Consider the following 22,515-nt stretch of genomic DNA (forward strand, 5'->3'; position numbering starts at 1 on the left):
TCGTGGCGCCGCACGACGCGGCGGGGGCCGCGGGCGACGAGGTCGCGCGCGGCCCCCGGCTCGCGGTCGACGTCGGCACGGTCCGCGTCGGCCTGGCCGCGAGCGACCCCGACGGGACGATCGCCACGCCGGTCGAGACGCTGGCCCGCGACATGCGCCGCCGCCCCGGCCGGCTGCCGAAGGACGTGGCGCGGATCGTGCGAGAGGCGCGCGAGCGATGTGCGGAGTGTGTGTACGTCGGCCTCCCGCGCCACCTGTCGGGCGCGGAAAGCGCCTCCTCGCAGGCAGCCCGCGCGTACGCTGACTCCCTGGCGCAGGCCGTCGCACCCGTCCCGGTGCGGCTGGTCGATGAGCGGATGAGCACCGTGTCCGCCCATCAGGCGCTGCAGGCGGCCGGCCGATCCGGTCGCCGCCATCGTGAGGTGGTCGACCAGGCCGCCGCGGTGGTGATCTTGCAGTACGCGCTGGATGCGGAGCGGGCGACGGGTCGTCGTCCCGGTGAACGGGTCGACGTCGACCCGTCCTCCGAGCCGGCGCGTGAGGGGGCTGCGGGCGACCAGACGGACGACGGTGGAGCGACACGCAGGTGACCGACAGCAGGATCGACAGCCGCCCGCGGTGGGCGGGGTCAGCGCCCGCTGCGCAGCAGGCTGCCCCCGGCGACGCGGCGCAGCCGAGGGCGGAGCACCGCCCGGCCTCGCGCCGGGCGCGCGTGTCCGACCGTGAGCGGGCGGCACGGGAGCGCCGTGAGCGGCGGCGCCGCTCGGTCGTCGTCGCGCTCGTCGTCGTGGCGCTGTTCGCCGGTGCGGGCTACGTCGTGGCGTCCGCGCTCGGCGTCGGCGAGCGGGACACCGCGACGGAGAAGGTGGCCGCACCCGTGCTCGACTACCCGGGCCCGGGGCACGGCTCCGCGATGGTCACGCTCGGCGACGACGAGACGCCCGCCACCATCGGCAAGGCCCTGGTCGCCGCGGGCGTCGTGGCCGACGCGAAGGTCTTCGTCGCGGCCCTCGCAGCCCGCGACGGTGCCGAGGTCGAGCCCGGCACCTACCGGCTCCCGCTGGAGATGCCGTCGGCCGACGCGGTCGACGCGCTGCTGGACCCCGCGAACAAGGCGTCGCTGCGCGTGACGCTCGCGCCGGGTCTGACGGCCGCCCAGATCCTGGCCAAGGTCAGCGAGAAGACGACGATCCCGCTCGCGGAGCTCGAGAAGGCCGCCAAGGACGAGAAGGCCATCGGGCTGCCGGCGGAGGCCGACGGCCGGGTCGAGGGGTGGCTCTACGCCACGACGTACGAGGTGGAGCCGGACGCGACCGCGACCGAGGTGCTGTCCCAGCTCGTCGGGAAGACCATCGCGGTGCTCGAGGACAAGGGCGCCGACGAGGGGGAGTGGATGGACGTGCTCACCGCCGCGTCGCTCGTCGAGCGCGAGGCCGTGCGCGAGGAGGACCGGCCGATGCTCGCGCGCGCGATCCGGAACCGGATCGAGCGGGGGCAGCCGCTCGAGATCGCCGCGTCGGTCTCCTACGGCGAGGGCATCACCGAGCCGCCGACGGACAAGATGACGCAGGACTCGTCGAACCCGTACAACACCTACCGGCACACGGGCCTGCCCCCGAGCCCGATCGCGTCGCCGAGCGAGTCGTCGATCGACGCGGTCCTGCACCCGGACGCGGGTTCGGTGGTCTTCTGGACACCGGTCGACCTCGAGACCGGCGAGCTCCGGTTCGCGTCCACGTGGGACGGGCACCAGGCCAACCTGGACCGCCTGCGCGCGTGGCAGGACGACCACAAGCAGTGACCGCGTACCCTACGGACCACCTGTCGAGCGGTACCCCCCGGACCCGACCGAGCGCGGGCGCGCGCCTGCACGACCGCCGCGAGCCCGCGGCTGAGCACCTGGAGAGGTGGACGTGAGCCAGAGCCATCACGAGTGGTGGGCCCCCGAGCGGCCGGCCGCGAGCACCCCGGCCGCCCCGGCGGCCCCGCCGCGGCGGTCCCGCAACCGCGGCCGCCAGGAGCGGGCCCGTCGCACGCGGCGTCGCCGCACCGCGTGGGTCGTCGTGATCGTCCTGGCGGTCGTCGCCGGCGCCGGCTACCTCGTCGTCTCGAGCCTCGGTGACATGTTCTCGGGCGGGAAGCCCACCGCGAGCCCGTCGGACTTCCCGGGTCCCGGCACGGGCGAGGTCGAGATCACGGTGAACCCGGGCGACAGCGGTGCGGCCATCGGCCAGACCCTGCAGGAGGCGGGTGTGGTCGCCTCGGTCTCGGCGTTCGTCTCTGCGTACGACGCCGACGAGGCCGCGCTCGGCATCCAGCCCGGCACCTACCGCCTGCTGCTCGAGATGCCCGCGGCCGACGCGGTCGCGGCTCTGCTCAACCCCGCGAGCAGGGTCCAGTCGGGCGTCGTCGTCGCCGAGGGGCTCACGGTCGAGCAGATCCTCAAGCGCATCAGCGAGGAGTCGGACATCCCGCTGAAGGACCTGCGTGCGGCGGCCGGGCAGCCCGACAAGATCGGACTGCCCGAGCAGGCCGGCGGCGAGCTCGAGGGCTGGCTGTTCCCCGCGACGTACGACGTCGGGCCGGACGACTCCGCCGTCAAGGTCCTCAAGACGATGACCGCCAAGACCGTGCAGGTGCTCGAGGACGCCGGCGTCCCGAAGGACCAGTGGGAGCCCGTGCTGATCAAGGCCTCGCTCGTCGAGCGTGAGGCCAAGCACGACGAGGACCGCCCGAAGATGGCGCGCGCGATCGAGAACCGCCTCGAGGACGGCTGGACGCTGGGCATCGACGCCGCGGTGGCCTACGGGGCCGGCGTCAACGGCACCGAGCTGACGACCGCGATGCTCGAGGACGCGAGCAACCCGTACAACCTGCGCGTCCACGCGGGCCTGCCGCCGACGCCGATCGCGTCGCCCGGCAAGGTGTCGATCGACGCCGTGCTCGCACCCGCCGAGGGCGACTGGATGTACTGGTGCGCGGTGAACCTGGACACGGGCGAGACCAAGTTCGGCGTCACCGAGGCCGACCACGCGGCCTGTGTCGCCGAGATGAACGCCTGGATCGAGGAGAACAGCTGACGGTGGCCGGACCCGCCGTGCGCCGGGCGGCCGTGCTCGGCCACCCGATCGCGCACTCGTTGTCGCCGACGCTGCACCGTGCCGCGTACGCGGCCCTCGGGCTCGACGACTGGCGTTACGACGCGGTCGACGTGACCGAGGACGCGTTGCCGGCGTTCGTCGCCGGTCTGGGGGAGCAGTGGGCCGGCCTGAGCCTGACGATGCCGCTCAAGCAGACCGTGCTCCCGCTGCTCGAGCACGTCGAGCCGCTCGCGCAGGTGGTCGGCGCGGTCAACACCGTCCTGGTGCAGGGTGCGGGAGCGGCGCGCACGCTCGTCGGCGCGAACACCGACGTGCACGGGCTCGTCGTCGCGCTGCGTGAGGGACTCGCCGGCCGACCCGTCGGCACGGCCGTGGTGCTCGGTGCGGGCGCGACGGCCTCGTCGACCCTCGCCGCCCTGGCCGAGCTCGGCTGCACCGCGCCGCTGGTCCTGGTGCGCTCCCTCGCGCGGTCGGGCGCTCTGATGCGCTCCGCCCACCGCATGGGCGTCGAGCCGGTGTTCCGGTCGCTGGAGGACGCGCCGCGCGCCGTCGTGGCCGCGGACGTCGTCGTCTCGACGCTGCCGCCGCGCGCCGCCGACGACCTGGCCGCGGCGCTCGACGGCCGACCGACGGGCGTCCTGCTCGACGTCGCGTACGACCCGCGGCCCACGGCGCTGCACGCGCGGTGGACCGAGCTGGGCGGCACCGCGGTCGGCGGTGAGCGCATGCTGCTGCACCAGGCCGCCGAGCAGGTGCGGCTCATGACCGGCCGCCCGGCCCCGCTGGCCGCCATGGACGCCGCGCTCGAGGCATGCCTCGCGGACTGACGCGCGGCCGTGAGCACCAAGGGGGTGTCCGGCGAGGCATGGGCGCGTGACGAGCTCGGGTGCAACACGAACCGGACCCGCTCGCCACGACGGCAGGGGCAGAATGTGTGGGCATCGTGAGGGATGTTCGCGCCTGACGATCGGCGTGTGGATGGACTGTCGATCGGGCTGAAGCGGCTCGATGTGGCTCGCACGAAGGGCGAGCTCGTGAGCGCTCTGTGGGACCTGCGCGACTCGGCCTACGACATGCCTGAGCGGTGGACGGCGTTCGCCGCAGATGACCGCCTCGGCGTTGGTGCGAGGCTCGGCAGCCGTCTCGGCGGCCTTCGCGCACACCGACCTACCGCGTCAACGGCTTCAAGCCGGTCGCCGCGCCCCACGACATCGACCGCTTCATGCGCGAGGTGGGCGGCGACGAGCACCTCGACCTCGACGAGATCCAGCGCTGGCTCTCCGAGCACTGCGCGAGCGTGGAGAACACGTTCACCGCGCCCGCCTGAGAGCGGCCACCGCGAACAGCACGCTGCCGAGCGCCCGCGCCGACCCGTGCCCTCATCGGTCCCACGTCACTCAAGTAGGCACCCCCCGAGGGGGTGCCTTCTCCGTGTCCGCAGCGTCCTGACCTGGGCCGATGCGCGGACTCGTCTAAGGGAAGTAAAGGGCGGGTGCATCGAGTCTCTGCGGTCTCGGACACCTGCGCGCCGGAGCGTTTGCGCAGGTCAGCGGCCTGGCGAGGTGCCCCGAGTGGGATTCGAACCCACACTGGATCGGGTTTGAGCCGAACGCCTCTGCCGGTTGGGCTATCGGGGCCGCCGGTCAGCATAACGGTCACGGTGGCGGTGGCCGTGGGGTGAACGGCCTCACACCGCGCCGCGACGCCGCATCGACGGCTTCGACCACTACGCTGTGCTCGTGACCAAGGACGCCACCCCCGAGCCCACCCAGGCGGCCCCCGACGCCCTGGACCTGTCAGGCGCGCCTGAGAGCGCCGACGAGCGACCCCCCGCGGGTGCGCGTCCGCGTCGCCGCGCCGTCGTGGCCGAGGACGAGGCGCTCATCCGCATGGACGTCGTCGAGACGCTGCGCGACGGCGGGTTCGAGGTCGTCGGCGAGGCGGGTGACGGCGAGCAGGCGGTCGCGCTGGCCACCGAGCTCAAGCCGGACGTCGTCGTCATGGACGTCAAGATGCCGATCCTCGACGGCATCTCCGCGGCCGAGCGCATCGGCAAGGAGCACCTGGCCCCCGTGGTCCTGCTCACCGCGTTCTCCCAGACGGAGCTCGTCGAGCGCGCGCGGGACGCGGGTGCCATGGCGTACGTCGTCAAGCCGTTCAGCCCGGCCGACCTGCTGCCCGCGGTGGAGATCGCGATCTCGCGCTACGCGCAGATCAGCGCGCTCGAGTCCGAGGTCGCGGACCTGGCCGAGCGGTTCGAGACCCGCAAGCGCGTCGACCGCGCCAAGGGCCTGCTCATGACGAAGATGGGCCTGAGCGAGCCGGAGTCGTTCCGGTGGATCCAGAAGACGTCGATGGACCGACGCCTGACCATGCGCGAGGTGGCCGACGCGGTCATCGAGCAGGTCGGCGGGGGTTCCTGAGCCGTCTCGCGACGGCGTCGACGCGGTGCATCACGCCTGCGTGACGTCGACGACGAGCGCGCGGTGGTCGGACAGGCCGGTGTCGACCGCGCGGCCGGGCGTCACGGCGCGCAGCGGACCGTCCACGAGCGCGTGGTCGATCTGCACCGTCGGGCCGTGTGACGGATAGGTCGGGGCCGTCACCAGCGCGGTCCAGCCGGTGATCCCCGTGGCGGTCGACGGACCCACGTTGAGGTCGCCGAGCAGCACCAGAGGACGGGGCAGGTCCGCGGTCGCCGCGACCAGGTGACGCAGCTGGGCGACGTTCTGCCCGCGCAGGTAGGTCAGGTGCGTCGCCACGACGGTCACGGCGCCGACGGGTGAGTCGACGACGGCCACGAGCGCGTGGCGCGGACGGTCGCGGTGCGGGCGGGGCAGCAGCCGGCCCGCGCCACGGACCCAGGTGCGGCCGGCGCGCTGCGGGAGCGCGACGGTACGCCACTCGGTCACCGGGTGGCGGCTGAGCAGGGCGATCCCGTGCGCGGGACCGTCGGCGCCGGGGTCGCGCGCGTCACGCCACCGGCCGGGCCGGCCGAGCAGGGTCGGGACGAAGCGCGCGTCGGTCGCACCGAGGGCGTCGGCCGCCACGGCCGTCATGTCGACGCCGCCCGAGCGGGGCTGCGCGCGGTCCACCTCCTGGAGCGCGAGGACGTCCGCGTCGAGCGCCGCGACCACGTCCGGCCAGCGCGACGGGTCGGCGGCGTCGTCACCCGGACGCAGCCCGTGCAGGGCGTTGAAGCTCGCGAGGCGCATCCGACGAGTCTGCGACGTGCTCGCGAGGCCCGCGACCGCCCGCAGCTGTGTCTTTGCTGGTGGGACGGCCCGTCCCACTCGTCGAACCGGTGCGGCCGCGACCTGCGCTTCATCACAGATCAGCAACGAAGTGTGACGTGTCCTTGGCGGATACATCCCGGATACAAACCATGGTTACCGTCGCGTCACGTTGCACGGGGTCCCGATGCCTTCGGGCCTCTGACGCATTCCTCACGGAGAGGTAGTACGACATGCTTCGTTCGCATCACGCGCTGAGGGCCGTCGCCCTCGCCGGCGCCGTCGCGCTGGTCCTGACCGCATGTGGGAACAGCGACGAGGACCCGGCCGCCGACCCGTCGTCGACGGGCGCCGCCCCGGCCGGTGACGGCGCGCTCGTCATCGGATCGCTGCTTCCCCAGACCGGCTCGCTCGCCTTCCTCGGCCCGCCCGAGATCGCCGGCGTCGACCTCGCGGTCGAGGAGATCAACGCGGCCGGCGGCATCAACGGCGAGGACGTGGTGGTGCACCACGCGGACTCCTCGGACGCGGACCACGCGGACGTCGCTCCGCAGTCGTGGACCGACCTCCAGAGCAAGGGCGTGCAGGCGGTCATCGGTGCCGCGTCGTCGTCCGTGACGCAGCTCGTCGTCGACGACATCGCGACCGCCAAGGTCGTGATGGTCTCGCCCGCGAACACCGCGACGAGCCTGTCCGGGTACAGCGACTTCTACTTCCGCACCGCTCCGCCGGACACGGTCCAGGGGTCGGCGCTCGGCAACCTCATCATCAACGACGGCGTCGAGAACCTCGGCATGCTCGTGTTCAACGAGGAGTACGGCACGTCGCTGCGCGACGTCGTCAAGGCCACGGTCGAGGACGCGGGCGGCACGGTCACCTACGGCAACCAGGGCGAGGAGTTCGACCCGACGGCCCCGTCGTTCGCGGACCCCGTCGCTGGCGTCATGTCCTCCAACGGCGGCAAGGCGCCCGACGCGATCGCGATCATCGCGTTCGAGCAGACCAAGTCGATCGTCCCCGAGCTGGTCGCGGCCGGCTTCGAGGGCCGCATCTACATGGTCGACGGCAACACGGCGGACTACTCGAAGGACTTCGAGGCCGGCACGCTCGCCGCGTGGACGTCGCAGGGCACGATCCCGGGCGCCTACCCGTCGGACGACTTCCAGGCCCGGATGCTCGAGGTCGACCCGGACCTGACGGACTACTCCTACGGTCCGGAGTCCTACGACGCCACGATGCTCATCGCGCTCGCTGCGCTCAAGGGCGGCGGCGTGGACGGCGAGACGATCCAGAAGAACATGGCGGCCGTCTCGGGCGCTGACGGTGGCACCAAGTGCACCGGGTTCCAGGAGTGCGCCGACCTCGTCAAGGCGGGCGAGGACATCGACTACGAGGCCGTCTCCGGTGCGGGACCGTTCAACGCCGACAACGACCCGTCGTCCGCGTTCATCGGGATCTACCAGTTCAACGACGACAACACCTACAAGTGGGTGAAGGCCGTCGAGGGCTCCGTCGAGGGCTGATGCCCTGACGGACCGACGACGTCGGCCCCGGTGGTCACCGCGACCACCGGGGCCGACGCATGTCCGCACCGCCGACGCGGGCCGCGTGCTCCGGGTACACGCCCGCCCCACCGGCCATGACCAGGCGCCAGGCACGACCGAGGCGCCGTGCATGACCGCACGGCGCCTCGGTGGTCGGGTCGGGTCGTCAGCCCTGCGTGTCGTCGTGCGCCGCGGCCTCGACGTCGGCCGCGAGGGTGCCGAGGTACAGCTCGATGACCTTGGGGTCGTTCATGAGCTCACGGCCCGGTCCGGAGTACGCGTTGCGGCCCTGGTCGAGGACGTACGCGCGGTCGCAGATCTGCAGGCACCGGCGCGCGTTCTGCTCGACGATGACGATGGACACGCCCGCCTTGTTGATCTTGCGGGTGCGCAGGAACGCCTCGTCCTGCCGCACGGGGGACAGCCCCGCGGACGGCTCGTCGAGCAGCAGGACGGACGGGTCCATCATGAGCGCGCGCGCCATCGCAACCATCTGCCGCTCACCGCCGGAGAGCGAGCCCGCACGCTGGCGGCGGCGCTCCCCGAGGGCCGGGAAGATGTCGGTGACGAACTCGAACCGCTCGGCGAACCGCTTCGGGTCCTGGAAGATCCCCATCCGCAGGTTCTCCTCGATGGTGAGCGAGGGGAACACGTTGTTGGTCTGCGGGACGAACCCCACGCCCCGGCGCACCAGCTTGTCGGCACGCTGGTTGGTGATCTCGTCGCCGCCGAGCACCACCGAGCCCTGGCGGATCGGCACCAGCCCGAACAGCGCCTTGAGGAGCGTGGACTTGCCCGCGCCGTTGGGGCCGATGATCCCGACCAGCTCACCGGGGTGCAGCACCAGGTTGCACCCGTTGAGGATGTCGACGCCCGGCAGGTAGCCGGCGTACAGGTCGGTCGCGTCCAGCAGCGGGGTGCCCTCGGGTGCCCCGCGGTGGACGTCGGACACGGTGGTCGTGGTCACTTGGTCGCCTCCTCGGCCTCGGCCTCGGCCTCGTACTGCTCGACCACGTCCTCCTCGAGGAGCGCGTCGTCGCCGAGGTCGGTGTCGTGGTGCGCGCCCAGGTAGGCGTCGACCACGGCCTGGTCCTGCATGATCGTCTCGGGCGGTCCTTCCGCGACCACCCGGCCCTCGGCCATCACGACGACCCAGTCGGAGATGTGCCGGACCATGTGCATGTCGTGCTCGACGAACAGCACCGTCATCCCGTCGTCGCGCAGGCCCTGGATGTGGCCCAGGAGGGACTGCGTGAGCGCGGGGTTCACGCCGGCCATGGGCTCGTCCAGCATGACCATGGTCGGGTGCGTCATGAGCGCACGGGCCATCTCGAGGAGCTTGCGCTGCCCGCCGGACAGCGAGCCCGCGAAGTCGTCGGCCTTGCCGTCGAGCTTGAACCGGGTGAGCAGCTCGTCTGCACGTGCGGAGATCGCGTCCTCCTGCGCGCGCCAGAGCCACGGCAGGAGGGCGGCGAACAGGTTCTCACCGCGCTGACCGGTGGCGCCCAGCCGCATGTTGTCGATCACGCGCATGCGCGAGAGCGCCTTGGTGAGCTGGAACGTGCGCACCATGCCGAGGCCGGCCATGCGCGCCGCGGGCTTGCCCTGCACGGAGCGACCTTCGAACGTCCACGTGCCCGCGTCGGCCCGGTCGAACCCGGTGAGCAGGTTGAACAGCGTCGTCTTGCCCGCGCCGTTCGGGCCGATCAGGGCGGTGATCGCACCGCGCTGCACCTCGAGGTGCTCGACGTCGACGGCGTTGATGCCGCCGAACGTCCGCCGGACGCCGTCCGCGACGATGATCGGGTCCGGCTTGGGAGCGCCGGGGGTGCGGGGCACGTCCGCGAGAGCACGCGCGACGACCTCGCGCGGGGTCGGCGAGCGGTCGGGGACGGCGGGTGTGGGGGGCGTGTCAGCGGACATCGATCGACAGCTCCTTCTTGTCGCCGAGGATGCCTTGTGGTCGGAAGATCACCAGGAGCATCAGGGTCAGGCCGACGAGCATCCAGCTGAACGCCTCGGACTGCGTGCTGCTGAGGAACTCGAGCTGCAGGTCCCGCAGGACGGTCTTGACGAGCATGAAGACCGTCCACAGCAGCACCGAGCCCAGCACGGGCCCGAACACCGTGGCGGCGCCGCCCAGGAGCAGCACGGTCCAGATGTTGAACGTCATCGTGCGGCCCATCGCGTCGGCCTGGACCGACGTCGGGAGCGTGTAGAAGATGCCCGCGACCGCGCCACCCATGCCGCCCAGCACCAGCGCCTGCATCTTGTAGCCGTACACGTTCTTGCCGAGCGCACGCACCGCGTCCTCGTCCTCGCGGATCCCCTTGAGGACGCGGCCCCACGGGCTGCGCATCCAGCGCCAGACCAGCAGGCAGGCGATCGCGACGACGGCCCACGCGCACAGCCTCAGCCACCAGCTGCTGCCCGCGCAGTTGCTGTAGCTGAACGGGCCGAGCGCGGTCGTGCCGTCGGGGAACGGGCACAACGACTCGAACGTGCGCTTGTACCCGTCCCCTCCGGACAGCCCCGAGTTGCCGCCCGTGAGGTCGGTGAGCGAGGTCGAGCGGCTGACGATGCGCACGATCTCCGCCGCGGCGATCGTGACGATCGACAGGTAGTCGCCGCGCAGCTTGAGGGTCGGGATGCCCAGCAGGATCCCGAACACGGCCGCCGAGGCGAGGGCCGCGAGCACCGAGGCGAACACGGGCCAGCCGGCCATCGCGGTGATCGCGTACGAGTACGCCCCGAGCAGCACGAAGCCCGCCTGGCCGAAGTTGAGCAGGCCGGTCATGCCGAAGTGGATGTTGAGGCCGATGGCCGCCATCGCGTAGGCCGCGGTGGCGGGCGCGAAGGCCTCGCCGGCGACGTTGGTGAGGATCCGGGTCCAGTCCATGGTGTCCCTCCTGGCCTCAGCCGATCCGGTCCCGGCGGCCCAGGATTCCCTGGGGCCGCACGAGCAGGACGAGGATGAGGATGAGCAGCGCGCCGGCGTACTTCATGTCCGACGGGATGACGAGGCTCGACATCTCGGCGACGACGCCGATGACGATGGATCCGGCGAGCGCACCCCACGCGGTGCCGAGTCCGCCGAGCGTGACCGCCGCGAACATCAGGAGCAGCACGGTGCCGCCCATGTTCCACGAGGTCGACTGGAAGTAGAGGCCGATGAGCACGCCGCCCAGCGCGGCGAGCCCCGCAGCGCCCGTCCAGACGATCCGGATGACGCGCTCGACGCCGATCCCGGACGCCGCGGCCAGCGCGGGGTTGTCCGAGACGGCCCGCGTGGCCCGCCCGGTGCGGGTGTACAGCAGGAACACCGCCACGCCGATGAGCACGGCGATCGCGATGCCCGCGGACAGCAGCGTCTGCGACGGCAGCGACACGGGCCCGAGCCGCACGGGCGACGGGTTGCTCGTGTCGATGCGCAGCTTGCCGCCGCCGAGCAGGAACTGGAACAGGTACTGCAGCACCATCGACAGGCCGATCGTGACGATCATCTGCTGCGTCAGCCCGATGCGCCGGCGCCGCAGCGGGTGCCAGATGCCCGCGTCCTGCAACCAGCCCGACGCCGCTCCGAGGAGCGTCGCGACGGCCGCGGCGACCGGCAGGGGCATGCCCAGGCTCTGCACGAACCAGTACGCGAGGATGGCGCCGAGCGTCACCTGCTCGCCGTGCGCGAAGCTGCTCAGGCCCGTGGTGCCGTAGATCAGCGAGAGACCGACCGACGCGAGCGCGAGCAGCAGCCCGAACACGAGGCCGTTGGCGAGCTGCTGGGCGACACGCTTGCCCGTGACGCCGCTGCCCGACGAGCCACCGGGCTCGGGCTGCGCGGTCGGGCCGTCGGTCGCGTCCGGGTCCGGGGTCGCGGTACCGCCGCCGCGCGGCTCACCGAGCGGGAACAGCGCGCCGAACTGGGCGTTCAGCGTCACAGAGACGGTCCGCGGGTTCTTGCCTGGGTCCCGCAGCTGCTCGCCCGCCGGGAGCGACGCGGGGTCGAGCGTGACGGTGTAGTCGCCCGCCTTGGTCACCGCGGCCGACCACCGACCGTCGCTGTCCGTGGTGGCCTCGACGCTCTGCCCCTGGCCCTCGACGGTGAGCACGACCCCGGTCGCGGGATCGCCGGCGCTGGTCCGGACCGTCCCGCCGACGCACGCGGTGCTCGCGTCGGGCGTGCACGCCGCGGTCGCCGCCCGGGCACCCGTGGGTACCGCGAGCAGGCCGACGAGTGCGAGCACCAAGAGGGTCAACCCGGTCACGAGCCTGCGGTGCCGGGCGCCCAGCCTGGGTGCGGGCCGGCCCGCTCGTCCGGGTGGGGCGAGAGCGCTCACCGAGGACCTCCGTCCGTGGGTGCGTCGATGCCCCGGGTCCGGCGCATCGTGTCGTCGTGCTGCTGGTGCTGCGGTGCGTCTGGCTGGCGTACCTCGTCGTACGCCTCTCGGCTACCGGCGAGTACGGAGCAAGCCGGGCTGAGACTAGGAACAGATTGTGTCGGTCGCGTTTCGTGGAGAACAGCACCTCGTACGGGTGTCGCTGCGTCTCGTCGTGCGAGCCTGCGGTGATCGGCGCAGTCTGGCAAGTGCGCGTGTGCAGCGCACGCGACCGCTCGTGGTGTCGGCGCGCCGCCCGCGACGCGCCGTGACCCCGCTGCCCGGTCCGTCCAGGACTAGGCATCCAGGGTCCCTCTGGTCCATGATCAGGGGCGGCGCCACCGTGGGCAGCGGACGCGGCACCCCGTCCGGATACCCCCTCGTCCGTCGGAGGTTCACCACCGTGCGACCCGGAGTACAGGCACGTGCTGCCCGTCCCGACGACCTCGACGACCTCGTGCACCTGTGCATGGAGGCCCGCAAGGAGTCGGGCATGGGGGCTCAGCTCTGCACGGACGACGCCGAGCGCATGCGGCGTCAGGTCGGTGCGCTCCTCGCCGTCGAGGGCGGGCTCGTCCTGGTCGGGACGCTCGACGAGCAGCCTGCCGGCCTGCTGCTCGCACGCGTGGTCGGCCCGGGGCCGTTCACCGACGCGACCACGCTCGCGCTCGAGGCCGTGTTCGTGATGCACACGGCGCGCCGGCGCGGACTCGGTCACGCCCTGCTCGCTGCGGCGGCGCAGGCGGCCGAGGAGCACGGTGCGGTCGAGGTCTACGCCTCGCCGTTGCCCGGTGCGCGCGGCATGCAGCGGTTCCTGGCGCGGCTGGGCTTCGCCCCGGCCGCGGCGTTCCGCGTCGCCGGCACCGCGGCGCTCCAGCGCCGTCTCGCGCACGACCCTGCCGCGGTGGGTCCCGCGGTGCGCCGCGGCGCACCGCGCGGGCTCGAGGACCTCATCGCACGCCGCCGTCAGGCGCGTGCCGCGCGGCAGCCCGGGGACGACGCGATCACGGCGCGGCACCTGCACGTCGAACGAGCGGTGCCCGCGGCTCACCCGTAGCCGGCGCCGGCGTCGACGAGGCGCGACCGCCGCGGCGCACGACCGCGCGCCGGTCAGCGCGCGTCGACCAGCATGCAGGTCAGCCGGGCCGTGCACAGCCTGCGGCCGTCCTCGTCCTCGACGACGACCTCGTACGTCGCGAGCGTGCGGCCCAGGTGCACCGCACGAGCCGTGCCCGTGACCGTCCCGGCCCGCGCCGAGCGGTGGTGCGTCGCGTTGAGCTCGATCCCGACGGCTGCTCGACCCGGACCCGCGTGCGCGACCGCCGCATAGGAGCCCAGGGTCTCGGCCAGGGCGGCCGTCGCCCCGCCGTGCAGCAGCCCGAACGGCTGCGTGTTGCCCGCGACGGGCATCGTGCCCACCGCGAGCTCCGCGCTGACGTGCGTGACGGCGATGCCGAGCCGCTCGATCAGCGTCCCCCGTTCGTCGACGAGCGACGCCGGCCGGGGGCCGGACGCGGCGTCCTCGCGCGACGGCACGGCGACGCCCGGGGACGGCGCAGCCTGCGGGCGGGCGGCGGGGGGCTCGGCGCGGGGAGTGTCGGACATGGCGGCTAGGTTGGCACCGTGAGCGCCGCACAGCCAGCCCGCCTTCTCCTCATCGACGGTCACTCGATGGCCTACCGCGCGTTCTTCGCGCTGCCGGTCGAGAACTTCGCGACGTCGTCGGGCCAGCCGACGAACGCGGTGTTCGGCTTCACGTCGATGCTCGCCAACCTCCTGCGCGACGAGCAGCCGACGCACGTCGCGGTCGCGTTCGACCTCGGCCGGACCACGTTCCGCACCGAGGAGTACGAGGCGTACAAGGGCACGCGGGACGCCACGCCGGAGCCGTTCCGCGGCCAGGTGGACGTGATCCGCCGCGTGCTCGAGCCTCTGCACATCCCGGTGCTCACCAAGGAGCGCTACGAGGCGGACGACGTGATCGCGACGCTCGCGACCCAGGCGACCGCGCAGGGCATGCAGGTGCTGATCTGCTCGGGCGACCGGGACGCGTTCCAGCTGGTGGACGACGACGTGACGGTGCTCTACCCGGTCCGTGGCGTCTCCGAGCTGGCCCGGATGACCCCCGCCGCGGTCGAGGCGAAGTACGGCGTGCCGCCCCAGCGCTACTCCGACCTCGCGGCGCTCGTCGGCGAGACCTCGGACAACCTGCCGGGTGTGCCCGGCGTCGGCCCGAAGACCGCGGCGAAGTGGCTCACGCAGCACGGCGACCTGGACGGCGTGGTCGCCGCGGCCGATCGGATCACGGGCAAGGCGGGGGAGTCGCTGCGCGCGAACCTCGCGCAGGTCCAGCTCAACCGCCGGCTGAACCAGCTCGTCCTGGACCTCGAGCTGCCGCTCGGCCCGGAGGACCTCGAGGCCCGGCCCTGGGACCGGCAGGCGTTGCACACGATCCTGGACGAGCTCGAGTTCCGGACGCTGCGGGACCGCCTGTTCGCCATGCTGCCCGACGAGTCGACGACGTCCGCGGTCGCGGTGGCCGCGGCGGCGCTCGAGCTCGCGGAGCTCGGCCCGGACGGGCTCGCCGGCTGGCTCGCGCCACGTGCGACGACGGTGCTCGGGCTGGACGTCCGGGGGTCGGGCGCACCGGCGGGTGGTGACGCGTGGGGTCTGGCGCTCGCCGATGCCGACGGCCAGGCGGTCGTTCTGGACCTCGCGTCGATCAGCCCGGCCGACGAGGCGGCGCTGGCCGCGTGGCTCGCGGACCCGTCGGCACCGAAGGCCGTGCACGCGGCGAAGGTCGCGGCGCACGCGCTCGGCGGCCGCGGGCTCGCACTGCGGGGCGTCGTGTTCGACACCGAGCTCGCCGCGTACCTGTGCCAGCCGGACCGGCGCGCGTACGACCTGCCCGACCTCGCGATCGGCTACCTGCACCGCGAGCTCGGCGAGGACGACGCGGGCGCAGGCGGGCAGGGTGCCCTCGACCTCGAGCTCGACGGCACGGGCGAGGACCGCAGGGCCGCGATCCGGGCGGCGGCCGTGCGCGACCTGGTGGACGTGCTCGACGGCGAGGTCGCGGACCGCGGTGCGCGGCACCTGCTGGTCGACGTCGAGCAGCCGCTCCAGGACGTCCTGGTGCGCATGGAGGCCGCGGGCATCGCGGTCGACCAGGGCTACCTCACCGAGCTCGAGCGCGGGTTCGACCACCAGGTGACCACGGCCGCGGGCGAGGCGTACGACGTCATCGGCCGCGAGGTGAACCTCGGCTCGCCCAAGCAGCTCCAGGAGGTGCTGTTCGACCAGCTGGACATGCCCAAGACCAAGAAGATCAAGACCGGGTACACGACGGACGCCGCGGCGCTCACCGACCTGTTCGCGCGCACGCAGCACCCGTTCCTCGAGCACCTGCTGGCGCACCGTGACGCGATCCGGCTCCGGCAGACCGTCGAGGGGCTCCAGCGCTCGGTCGCGGCCGACGGGCGGATCCACACCACGTTCCAGCAGACCATCGCGGCCACCGGTCGTCTGTCGTCGGCGGACCCGAACCTCCAGAACATCCCGATCCGCACCGAGGCCGGTCGGCAGATCCGGCGCGCGTTCGTGGTGGGCGACGGCTTCGAGACGCTCCTGACCGCGGACTACTCGCAGATCGAGATGCGGATCATGGCGCACCTGTCGGGTGACGCCGGGCTCATCGAGGCGTTCCGGTCGGGCGAGGACCTGCACAGCTACGTCGGTTCGCGCGTGTTCGGCGTGCCGACCGATCAGGTGACGTCCGCGCAGCGGTCCAAGATCAAGGCGATGTCGTACGGCCTGGCGTACGGCCTGTCGTCGTACGGGCTGTCGCAGCAGCTGGGGATCGAGGTGGGCGAGGCCGCCGAGCTCATGCGCGACTACTTCGAGCGGTTCGGCGGGGTGCGGGACTACCTCACGACGGTCGTCGACGAGGCGCGCACGACGGGGTTCACCGCCACCGTCCTCGACCGACGCCGCTACCTGCCCGACCTGACGAGCGACAACCGTCAGCGCCGTGAGGCGGCCGAGCGCATGGCGCTCAACGCGCCCATCCAGGGCAGCGCGGCCGACCTCATCAAGCTCGCGATGCTCGGGGTGGACCGCGAGCTCACGCGGCGCGGGCTGACGACCCGGATGCTCCTGCAGGTGCACGACGAGCTCGTGCTCGAGGTGGCCGCCGGGGAGCGCGACGAGGTGGAGCAGCTGGTTCGTGAGCAGATGGCGGCCGCGGGTGCCGGGCTGCCCGGCGGTGCGCTCGACGTGGCTCTCGACGTGAGCGTCGGGGTGGGCGCCAGCTGGCACGAGGCGGGCCACTAGCGGCTCCCGTCCGTGGACCGGCGGCGCCTGCGCTGTCGGTCCACGGAGCGAAACCTTCCTCGCGCATCCGGGTGACCTGCGCCACACTCGTGTCGCCGACGGCAACGATGCCGTCGTCCGTTCGAGGGAGGCACGGATGAGCGACACTCTGGACGAACCGGTCGAGACCCCGTACCAACGGGTGCAGCGCAGCGACGAGTTCCAGGCCCTGCGGAGCAGGTTCCGGCGCTTCGTCTTCCCGATGACCGCGCTCTTCCTGGTCTGGTACTTCGTCTACGTGCTGCTGGCCAACTACGCGCACGACTTCATGTCGACGCGCGTGTGGGGGACCATCACCGTCGGCCTGCTGTTCGGTCTCGGCCAGTTCGTCTCGACGTTCGCGATCACGATGATCTACGCGCGGTGGGCCAACAACCGGCAGGACGTGGTGGCCGACCGCCTCCGCCGGCACATCGAGGACGGCGAGCTGGCTCCGGGGGCGGACCGATGAGCGCCGGGGGAGCGGTCCTGGCGGCCGCCACCGAGTCGGAGCAGGTCGGGTCACCCGCGGTCAACATCGCGATCTTCGGTGCGTTCGTCCTGGTCACGCTCGTGATCGTGTTCCGCGCGTCGCGCAACAACAGCACGGCGGCCGACTACTACGCCGCCGGCCGGTCCTTCACGGGACCGCAGAACGGGACCGCGATCGCGGGCGACTACCTCTCGGCCGCGTCGTTCCTGGGCATCTGCGGCGCGATCGCCCTGAACGGCTACGACGGCTTCCTGTACTCGGTCGGGTTCCTGGTGGCGTGGCTCGTCGCGCTGCTGCTGGTGGCGGAGCTGCTGCGCAACACCGGCCGCTTCACGATGGCCGACGTGCTGTCGTTCCGGCTCAAGCAGCGCCCCGTCCGCATGGCCGCGGCGCTGTCGACGCTCGCCGTCGTGTTCTTCTACCTGCTCGCGCAGATGGCGGGCGCGGGCGGGCTCGTCGCGCTGCTGCTCGGCGTCGAGGGCGTGGCCGCACAGGGGCTGGTGATCGCCGTCGTCGGTGCGCTGATGATCCTGTACGTCCTGGTCGGCGGCATGAAGGGCACCACCTGGGTCCAGATCATCAAGGCGATCCTGCTGATCGCGGGTGCCGCGGTGATGACGCTGTGGGTGCTCGCGAAGTTCGGCTTCAACCTCTCCGACCTGCTGCAGGGCGCGATCGACAAGGCGGGCCCGGGCGGTGAGTCGCTCATCGAGCCGGGCCGGCAGTACGGCGTCTCGGCCATGAGCCAGCTGAACTTCCTGTCGCTCGCGCTCGCCCTGGTGCTCGGCACCGCGGGGCTGCCGCACGTGCTCATGCGGTTCTACACGGTGCCGTCGGCCAAGGAGGCGCGGCGTTCGGTGGTCTGGGCGATCTGGCTGATCGGCATCTTCTACCTGTTCACGCTCGTGCTCGGGTACGGCGCCGGTGCGCTCGTGGGGCCCGAGGCCATCAAGGCCGCACCGGGCGGGGTCAACTCCGCGGCGCCGCTGCTGGCCTACGAGCTGGGTGGCGAGATCCTGCTGGGCCTGATCTCCGCGGTCGCGTTCGCGACGATCCTCGCAGTGGTCGCGGGCCTGACGATCACGGCGGCGGCGTCGTTCGCGCACGACATCTACGCCAACGTCATCAAGCGCGGCGAGGTCCGCCCCGACGGCGAGGTCAAGGTCGCCCGGATCACGGTGATCGCGATCGGCGTCCTGGCGATCATCGGCGGCATCTTCGCCAACGGGCAGAACGTGGCGTTCCTCGTCGCGCTCGCGTTCGCGGTCGCGGCCAGCGCCAACCTGCCGACGATCATCTACTCGCTGTTCTGGAAGCGGTTCAACACGTCGGGCGCGCTGTGGAGCATGTACGGCGGCCTGATCTCCTGCATTGTGCTGATCGCGTTCTCGCCGGTCGTGTCCGGCAAGGTCGACCCGGCCACGGGCAAGAGCCTGTCGATGATCAAGGACGTCACGGTCGACTTCCACCTGATCCCGTTGGAGAACCCCGGCCTGATCTCGATCCCGCTCGCATTCCTGCTCGGGATCGTCGGGACGCTCCTGAGCAAGGAGAAGCCGCACCCGGAGAAGTTCGCCGAGATGGAGGTCCGTTCGCTGACCGGCGCGGGTGCCGAGAAGGCGACGGTGCACTGAACCGACCACCGGTGGGGACCCGGCGGTCCCCACCGGTGGGGTTCAGGGCTTGTGCGCGACGAACACGGCGGTGCCGGGCAGCAGCGCGCCGCGGACCGGCCCCCAGCCGCCCCACGTGCGGTCGTGACCGGACGGCCACGGGGGCTCGACCACGCGGTCGAGCACGAGCCCGGCAGCGACCACGTCCGCGACGTGGTCGCCGAACGTGCGGTGGTACTCGGCGTACAGCGCGCGGCCCGTGGCGGTGAGCTCGACGTACGGGCTGCGGTCGAAGTAGGACCGCACCGCGGTCAGCCCCTCGGGGTCGTCCGGGAACGCCCAGCGGATCGGGTGCGTCACCGCGAAGGCCCACCGGCCGCCCGGCCGCAGCACGCGTGCCGCCTCGGCGTGCACCCGGTCCGCGTCGGGCACGAACGGGATCGCACCGAACGCGGTGAACACGACGTCGAAGGACGCGTCGGCGAACGGCAGCTCACGTGCGTCGGCGACGACCGCGGGCACGCGGACGCCCGCGTCGTCGTCGTACCGCCGCCCGGCCCGCAGCATCTGCCAGGAGACGTCCGACGCGACCGCGTGCGCACCCTGGCCCGCGAGCCACCGGCTGCACTGCGCCGCACCCGCGCCGACCTCGAGCACGCGTGCGCCGGCGACGTCGCCGAGCAGGTGCGCGTCGGCCTCACGCACGCCCTCGGGGCACCACACGAAGTCGGCGGGGCCCAGGAACTGTCCGTGGTCGGCGAGGTACTCCTGGGCGTTCGCATCCCACCAGCGGCGCCCGGCGCCGTCGTCGGGGACGTGGCGGAAGGCGACCTCGGCCAGCGTGTCGTCGGCGTCGTCGGACGGGGGCATGCCACCAGTGTCCCGCGACGCGCTAGGACCGAGGGCCGCGCCTGCGGCACGCGCGCCTGGTTAGGCTGGTCACACGGTCGCCCGACGACGCGCTGCCGCAACCCCCACCGTCAACGAAGGAGCATCAGCGTGCGAGTCGGTCTGCTCACGGGCGGCGGCGACGTCCCCGGACTGAATGCCGCCATCCGTGCCGTGGTCAAGCGGGGCGAGGGGGAGTACGGGCACCAGATCGTCGGCTTCCGCAACGGCTGGCGCGGCGTGGTGGACGGGGACGTCATGCCGCTGACCCGCCAGCACATCCGCAACGTCCTGCCGGTCGGTGGCACGCTGCTCGGCACGGCGCGGTTCCACCCGCACTCGAGCGACGGCGGCATCGACTCGGTCCTGGCCACGCTGGAGGCCGAGCGGCTCGAGGCGCTGATCTGCATCGGCGGCGACGGCACGCTGCACGCCGCGAGCAAGATCGCCGAGGCCGGCGTCCGCATCGTCGCGATCCCGAAGACGATCGACAACGACGTGTGGGGGACCGACCAGTCGATCGGCTTCGACACGGCCGTCACGGTCGCCACGGACGCCGTCGACCGCATCCACACCACCGCGGAGAGCCACAACCGCGTGATGATCGTCGAGGTCATGGGACGCCACGCGGGCTGGATCGCCGCGACCGCCGGCATCGCGGGCGGCGCGGAGCTCGTGCTCGCGCCCGAGGCCCCGTTCGACATCGAGAAGATCGAGCGGTTCCTCAAGCACCGGCACCGCGCGCACGCGAGCTTCTCGATCGTCGTCGTGGCCGAGGGTGCGGTGCCCGCCGAGGGCACCGCGATGCACTACGAGACGCAGGTCGGCAAGTTCGGCGAGATCGTCGCGGGCGCGATCGGCGAGCGGCTCAAGGTGGAGATCGAGCAGCGCACCGGGTTCGACACGCGCGTGACGGTGCTGGGCCACGTGCAGCGCGGCGGCACGCCGACGCCCACCGACCGCATCCTCGGCAGCCGCTTCGGCGTCGCGGCGATCGACGCGGTCACGCAGGGCCGGTCGAACGTGATGACGGCGCTGCGCGGCGACCGTGTCGAGCTCGTCTCGCTCGAGGAGGTCGCCGGCAAGGTCAAGCACGTGCCCGACGAGCTGCTCGCCGTGGCTCGCGCGCTCGCGTGACGCTTTGACCGGCCGCGCCGCGCGCCGGTAAGATTCTCGGCGGTGCCACGCGCCTTCTTCCCACAGCTCGTCCCCACACCGGTCCGCCGGGGTGCGGACTGGTCGTCGGGGCCCCGAGAACACGCCCGTGATCCCGGAGCGGCCGCGCGCCTTCCCTGTTCGTCCTACTTCCTGTCCGCATCGGAGCCCACCACTACATGAGCATCTCCACCCCCGCGAAGCCCGCCACGCCGCAGGTCGCGATCAACGACATCGGCACGGCCGAGGACTTCCTGGCCGCGATCGACGCCACCATCAAGTACTTCAACGATGGCGACATCGTCGAGGGCACCGTCGTCAAGGTCGACCGTGACGAGGTCCTTCTCGACATCGGCTACAAGACCGAGGGCGTCATCCCCTCCCGTGAGCTGTCCATCAAGCACGACGTGGACCCCGGTGAGGTCGTCAAGGTCGGCGACGAGGTCGAGGCCCTCGTCCTCCAGAAGGAGGACAAGGAAGGCCGGCTGATCCTGTCCAAGAAGCGGGCGCAGTACGAGCGCGCGTGGGGCACGATCGAGAAGATCAAGGAGGAGGACGGCGTCGTCACCGGCACCGTCATCGAGGTCGTCAAGGGCGGCCTGATCCTCGACATCGGTCTGCGCGGCTTCCTGCCCGCCTCGCTCGTCGAGATGCGCCGTGTCCGCGACCTCGGCCCCTACGTGGGCAAGGAGATCGAGGCCAAGATCATCGAGCTCGACAAGAACCGCAACAACGTGGTCCTGTCGCGCCGCGCGTGGCTCGAGCAGACGCAGTCCGAGGTCCGCTCCACCTTCCTGCAGACGCTGCAGAAGGGCCAGGTGCGCCCCGGTGTCGTCTCGTCGATCGTCAACTTCGGTGCGTTCGTCGACCTGGGCGGCGTGGACGGCCTCGTGCACGTCTCCGAGCTGTCCTGGAAGCACATCGACCACCCGTCCGAGGTCGTCGAGGTCGGCCAGGAGGTCACGGTCGAGGTCCTGGACGTCGACTTCGACCGCGAGCGGGTCTCGCTGTCGCTGAAGGCGACGCAGGAGGACCCGTGGCAGGCGTTCGCCCGGACGCACGCCATCGGCCAGGTCGTCCCCGGCAAGGTCACGAAGCTCGTCCCGTTCGGTGCGTTCGTGCGCGTCGAGGACGGCATCGAGGGCCTCGTGCACATCTCGGAGCTGGCCGTGCGCCACGTCGAGATCCCGGAGCAGGTCGTCCAGGTGGGCGACGACGTCTTCGTCAAGGTCATCGACATCGACCTGGAGCGTCGCCGGATCTCGCTGTCGCTCAAGCAGGCGAACGAGGGCTTCGACCCCGAGTCCGAGGACTTCGACCCCGCGCTGTACGGCATGGCGGCCGAGTACGACGAGCAGGGCAACTACAAGTACCCCGAGGGCTTCGACCCGGCCACGAACGAGTGGCTCGAGGGCTTCGAGGCCCAGCGCGAGACGTGGGAGGCCCAGTACGCGGCCGCGCACGAGCGCTGGGAGGCCCACCGCAAGCAGGTCGCCGAGGCCGCCAAGGCCGACGCCGAGGCTGCGACGTCCGAGTCGGCCCCCGCGAGCAGCGGCCCGGTCCCCTCGACGTACTCGTCCTCGACCGACGAGGCCACCGGGACGCTCGCGTCCGACGAGGCCCTCGCCGCGCTGCGCGAGAAGCTCACGGGCAACTGATCGCACGCTGATCGACGGACCTCAGCGTCCGCACCACGGGCCGGTCACCTTCGGGTGGCCGGCCCGTCGTGCGTCCCCGGCGGGCCCGAGCGGCGCTGCCGCGCCCG

General features: G+C 72.2%; 19 protein-coding genes and 1 tRNA gene. 12 read left to right on the plus strand and 8 right to left on the minus strand.

All coding sequences use genetic code 11. The features are described from left to right. The first annotated feature begins 2 nt into the window (after window positions 1-2). From ruvX to CELGI_RS08115, 4 genes are all read left to right on the plus strand, one after another. Window positions 3-590 carry a Holliday junction resolvase RuvX gene (gene ruvX, locus CELGI_RS08100; protein ID WP_013883635.1) on the plus strand — a complete coding sequence of 196 codons (588 nt, stop codon included), beginning with the start codon at window positions 3-5 and terminating at the stop codon, window positions 588-590. Then, window positions 587-1,801, plus strand: coding sequence for an endolytic transglycosylase MltG (mltG, locus tag CELGI_RS08105; RefSeq protein ID WP_013883636.1), 1,215 nt, complete (start codon window positions 587-589; stop codon window positions 1,799-1,801). The genes ruvX and mltG (CELGI_RS08105) overlap by 4 nt, the downstream gene beginning before the upstream one ends. A gap of 112 nt (window positions 1,802-1,913) precedes the next feature. After that, entirely contained in the window at window positions 1,914-3,080 is a 1,167-nt protein-coding gene (gene mltG, locus CELGI_RS08110) for an endolytic transglycosylase MltG (protein ID WP_013883637.1), read from the plus strand. Between the two features lie 2 nt (window positions 3,081-3,082). Beyond that, window positions 3,083-3,928, plus strand: coding sequence for a shikimate dehydrogenase (locus CELGI_RS08115; protein ID WP_013883638.1), 846 nt, complete (start codon window positions 3,083-3,085; stop codon window positions 3,926-3,928). A gap of 736 nt (window positions 3,929-4,664) precedes the next feature. On the opposite strand, the gene CELGI_RS08120 is transcribed toward CELGI_RS08115, so the two are convergent. Beyond that, window positions 4,665-4,738: transfer RNA gene (locus CELGI_RS08120), tRNA-Leu, on the minus strand. A gap of 102 nt (window positions 4,739-4,840) precedes the next feature. On the opposite strand from CELGI_RS08120, the gene CELGI_RS08125 reads away from it, so the two are divergent. Further along, on the plus strand, window positions 4,841-5,524 hold the full coding sequence (locus CELGI_RS08125) for an ANTAR domain-containing response regulator (protein WP_041574561.1): 684 nt from the start codon (window positions 4,841-4,843) through the stop codon (window positions 5,522-5,524). A 30-nt stretch (window positions 5,525-5,554) separates the two neighbouring features. Here the strand turns inward: CELGI_RS08125 and CELGI_RS08130 are convergent, their stop codons facing one another. Continuing rightward, window positions 5,555-6,316 (minus strand): endonuclease/exonuclease/phosphatase family protein, encoded by a 762-nt coding sequence (locus tag CELGI_RS08130; protein ID WP_013883641.1) that lies wholly within the window; start codon window positions 6,314-6,316, stop codon window positions 5,555-5,557. Between the two features lie 251 nt (window positions 6,317-6,567). On the opposite strand from CELGI_RS08130, the gene CELGI_RS08135 reads away from it, so the two are divergent. Continuing rightward, complete coding sequence (locus CELGI_RS08135; RefSeq protein ID WP_013883642.1) at window positions 6,568-7,857, plus strand: ABC transporter substrate-binding protein; 1,290 nt, start codon at window positions 6,568-6,570, stop codon at window positions 7,855-7,857. A gap of 187 nt (window positions 7,858-8,044) precedes the next feature. Here the strand turns inward: CELGI_RS08135 and CELGI_RS08140 are convergent, their stop codons facing one another. Genes CELGI_RS08140 through CELGI_RS08155 form a run of 4 tightly spaced genes read right to left on the minus strand, consistent with a single transcriptional unit; the run spans window position 8,045 to window position 12,140 of the window. Beyond that, window positions 8,045-8,845 (minus strand): ABC transporter ATP-binding protein, encoded by an 801-nt coding sequence (locus CELGI_RS08140; protein ID WP_013883643.1) that lies wholly within the window; start codon window positions 8,843-8,845, stop codon window positions 8,045-8,047. After that, on the minus strand, window positions 8,842-9,801 hold the full coding sequence (locus CELGI_RS08145; RefSeq protein WP_013883644.1) for an ABC transporter ATP-binding protein: 960 nt from the start codon (window positions 9,799-9,801) through the stop codon (window positions 8,842-8,844). The genes CELGI_RS08140 and CELGI_RS08145 overlap by 4 nt, the downstream gene beginning before the upstream one ends. Further along, window positions 9,791-10,777: a branched-chain amino acid ABC transporter permease gene (locus CELGI_RS08150; protein WP_013883645.1), complete on the minus strand. Its 987-nt coding sequence runs from the start codon at window positions 10,775-10,777 to the stop codon at window positions 9,791-9,793. The genes CELGI_RS08145 and CELGI_RS08150 overlap by 11 nt, the downstream gene beginning before the upstream one ends. A gap of 16 nt (window positions 10,778-10,793) precedes the next feature. Then, window positions 10,794-12,140 (minus strand): branched-chain amino acid ABC transporter permease, encoded by a 1,347-nt coding sequence (locus CELGI_RS08155; protein ID WP_245528191.1) that lies wholly within the window; start codon window positions 12,138-12,140, stop codon window positions 10,794-10,796. A 604-nt stretch (window positions 12,141-12,744) separates the two neighbouring features. Between CELGI_RS08155 and CELGI_RS08160 the strand changes: the two genes are divergently transcribed. Then, a complete protein-coding gene (locus CELGI_RS08160; RefSeq protein WP_245528192.1) occupies window positions 12,745-13,308 on the plus strand; it encodes a GNAT family N-acetyltransferase in 564 nt (187 codons plus the stop codon). Window positions 13,309-13,361: 53 nt separating this feature from the next. Here CELGI_RS08160 and CELGI_RS08165 read toward each other — a convergent pair whose 3' ends face one another. Then, entirely contained in the window at window positions 13,362-13,856 is a 495-nt protein-coding gene (locus CELGI_RS08165) for a hotdog fold thioesterase (RefSeq protein WP_013883648.1), read from the minus strand. An 18-nt stretch (window positions 13,857-13,874) separates the two neighbouring features. Between CELGI_RS08165 and polA the strand changes: the two genes are divergently transcribed. The 3 genes from polA to CELGI_RS08180 all read left to right on the plus strand — a co-directional run bounded on the left by polA (window position 13,875) and on the right by CELGI_RS08180 (window position 18,728). Then, window positions 13,875-16,583, plus strand: a complete 2,709-nt coding sequence (gene polA / locus CELGI_RS08170) for a DNA polymerase I (RefSeq protein WP_013883649.1) — start codon at window positions 13,875-13,877, stop codon at window positions 16,581-16,583. 136 nt (window positions 16,584-16,719) lie between these two features. Further along, window positions 16,720-17,073, plus strand: a complete 354-nt coding sequence (locus tag CELGI_RS08175) for a DUF485 domain-containing protein (protein ID WP_013883650.1) — start codon at window positions 16,720-16,722, stop codon at window positions 17,071-17,073. Continuing rightward, the gene (locus CELGI_RS08180; protein WP_013883651.1) at window positions 17,070-18,728 is read left to right on the plus strand and encodes a solute symporter family protein; all 1,659 of its coding nucleotides are present in this window, start codon (window positions 17,070-17,072) and stop codon (window positions 18,726-18,728) included. The genes CELGI_RS08175 and CELGI_RS08180 overlap by 4 nt, the downstream gene beginning before the upstream one ends. A 42-nt stretch (window positions 18,729-18,770) precedes the next feature. On the opposite strand, the gene CELGI_RS08185 is transcribed toward CELGI_RS08180, so the two are convergent. Continuing rightward, a complete protein-coding gene (locus CELGI_RS08185) occupies window positions 18,771-19,577 on the minus strand; it encodes a class I SAM-dependent methyltransferase (protein WP_013883652.1) in 807 nt (268 codons plus the stop codon). Window positions 19,578-19,706: 129 nt separating this feature from the next. On the opposite strand from CELGI_RS08185, the gene CELGI_RS08190 reads away from it, so the two are divergent. Continuing rightward, window positions 19,707-20,732: a 6-phosphofructokinase gene (locus CELGI_RS08190; RefSeq protein WP_013883653.1), complete on the plus strand. Its 1,026-nt coding sequence runs from the start codon at window positions 19,707-19,709 to the stop codon at window positions 20,730-20,732. A gap of 197 nt (window positions 20,733-20,929) precedes the next feature. Beyond that, the gene (gene rpsA / locus CELGI_RS08195) at window positions 20,930-22,408 is read left to right on the plus strand and encodes a 30S ribosomal protein S1 (RefSeq protein ID WP_013883654.1); all 1,479 of its coding nucleotides are present in this window, start codon (window positions 20,930-20,932) and stop codon (window positions 22,406-22,408) included. Window positions 22,409-22,515 lie beyond the last annotated feature (107 nt).

The sequence above is a fragment of the Cellulomonas gilvus ATCC 13127 genome, from assembly GCF_000218545.1.
Classification (GTDB): domain Bacteria; phylum Actinomycetota; class Actinomycetes; order Actinomycetales; family Cellulomonadaceae; genus Cellulomonas; species Cellulomonas gilvus.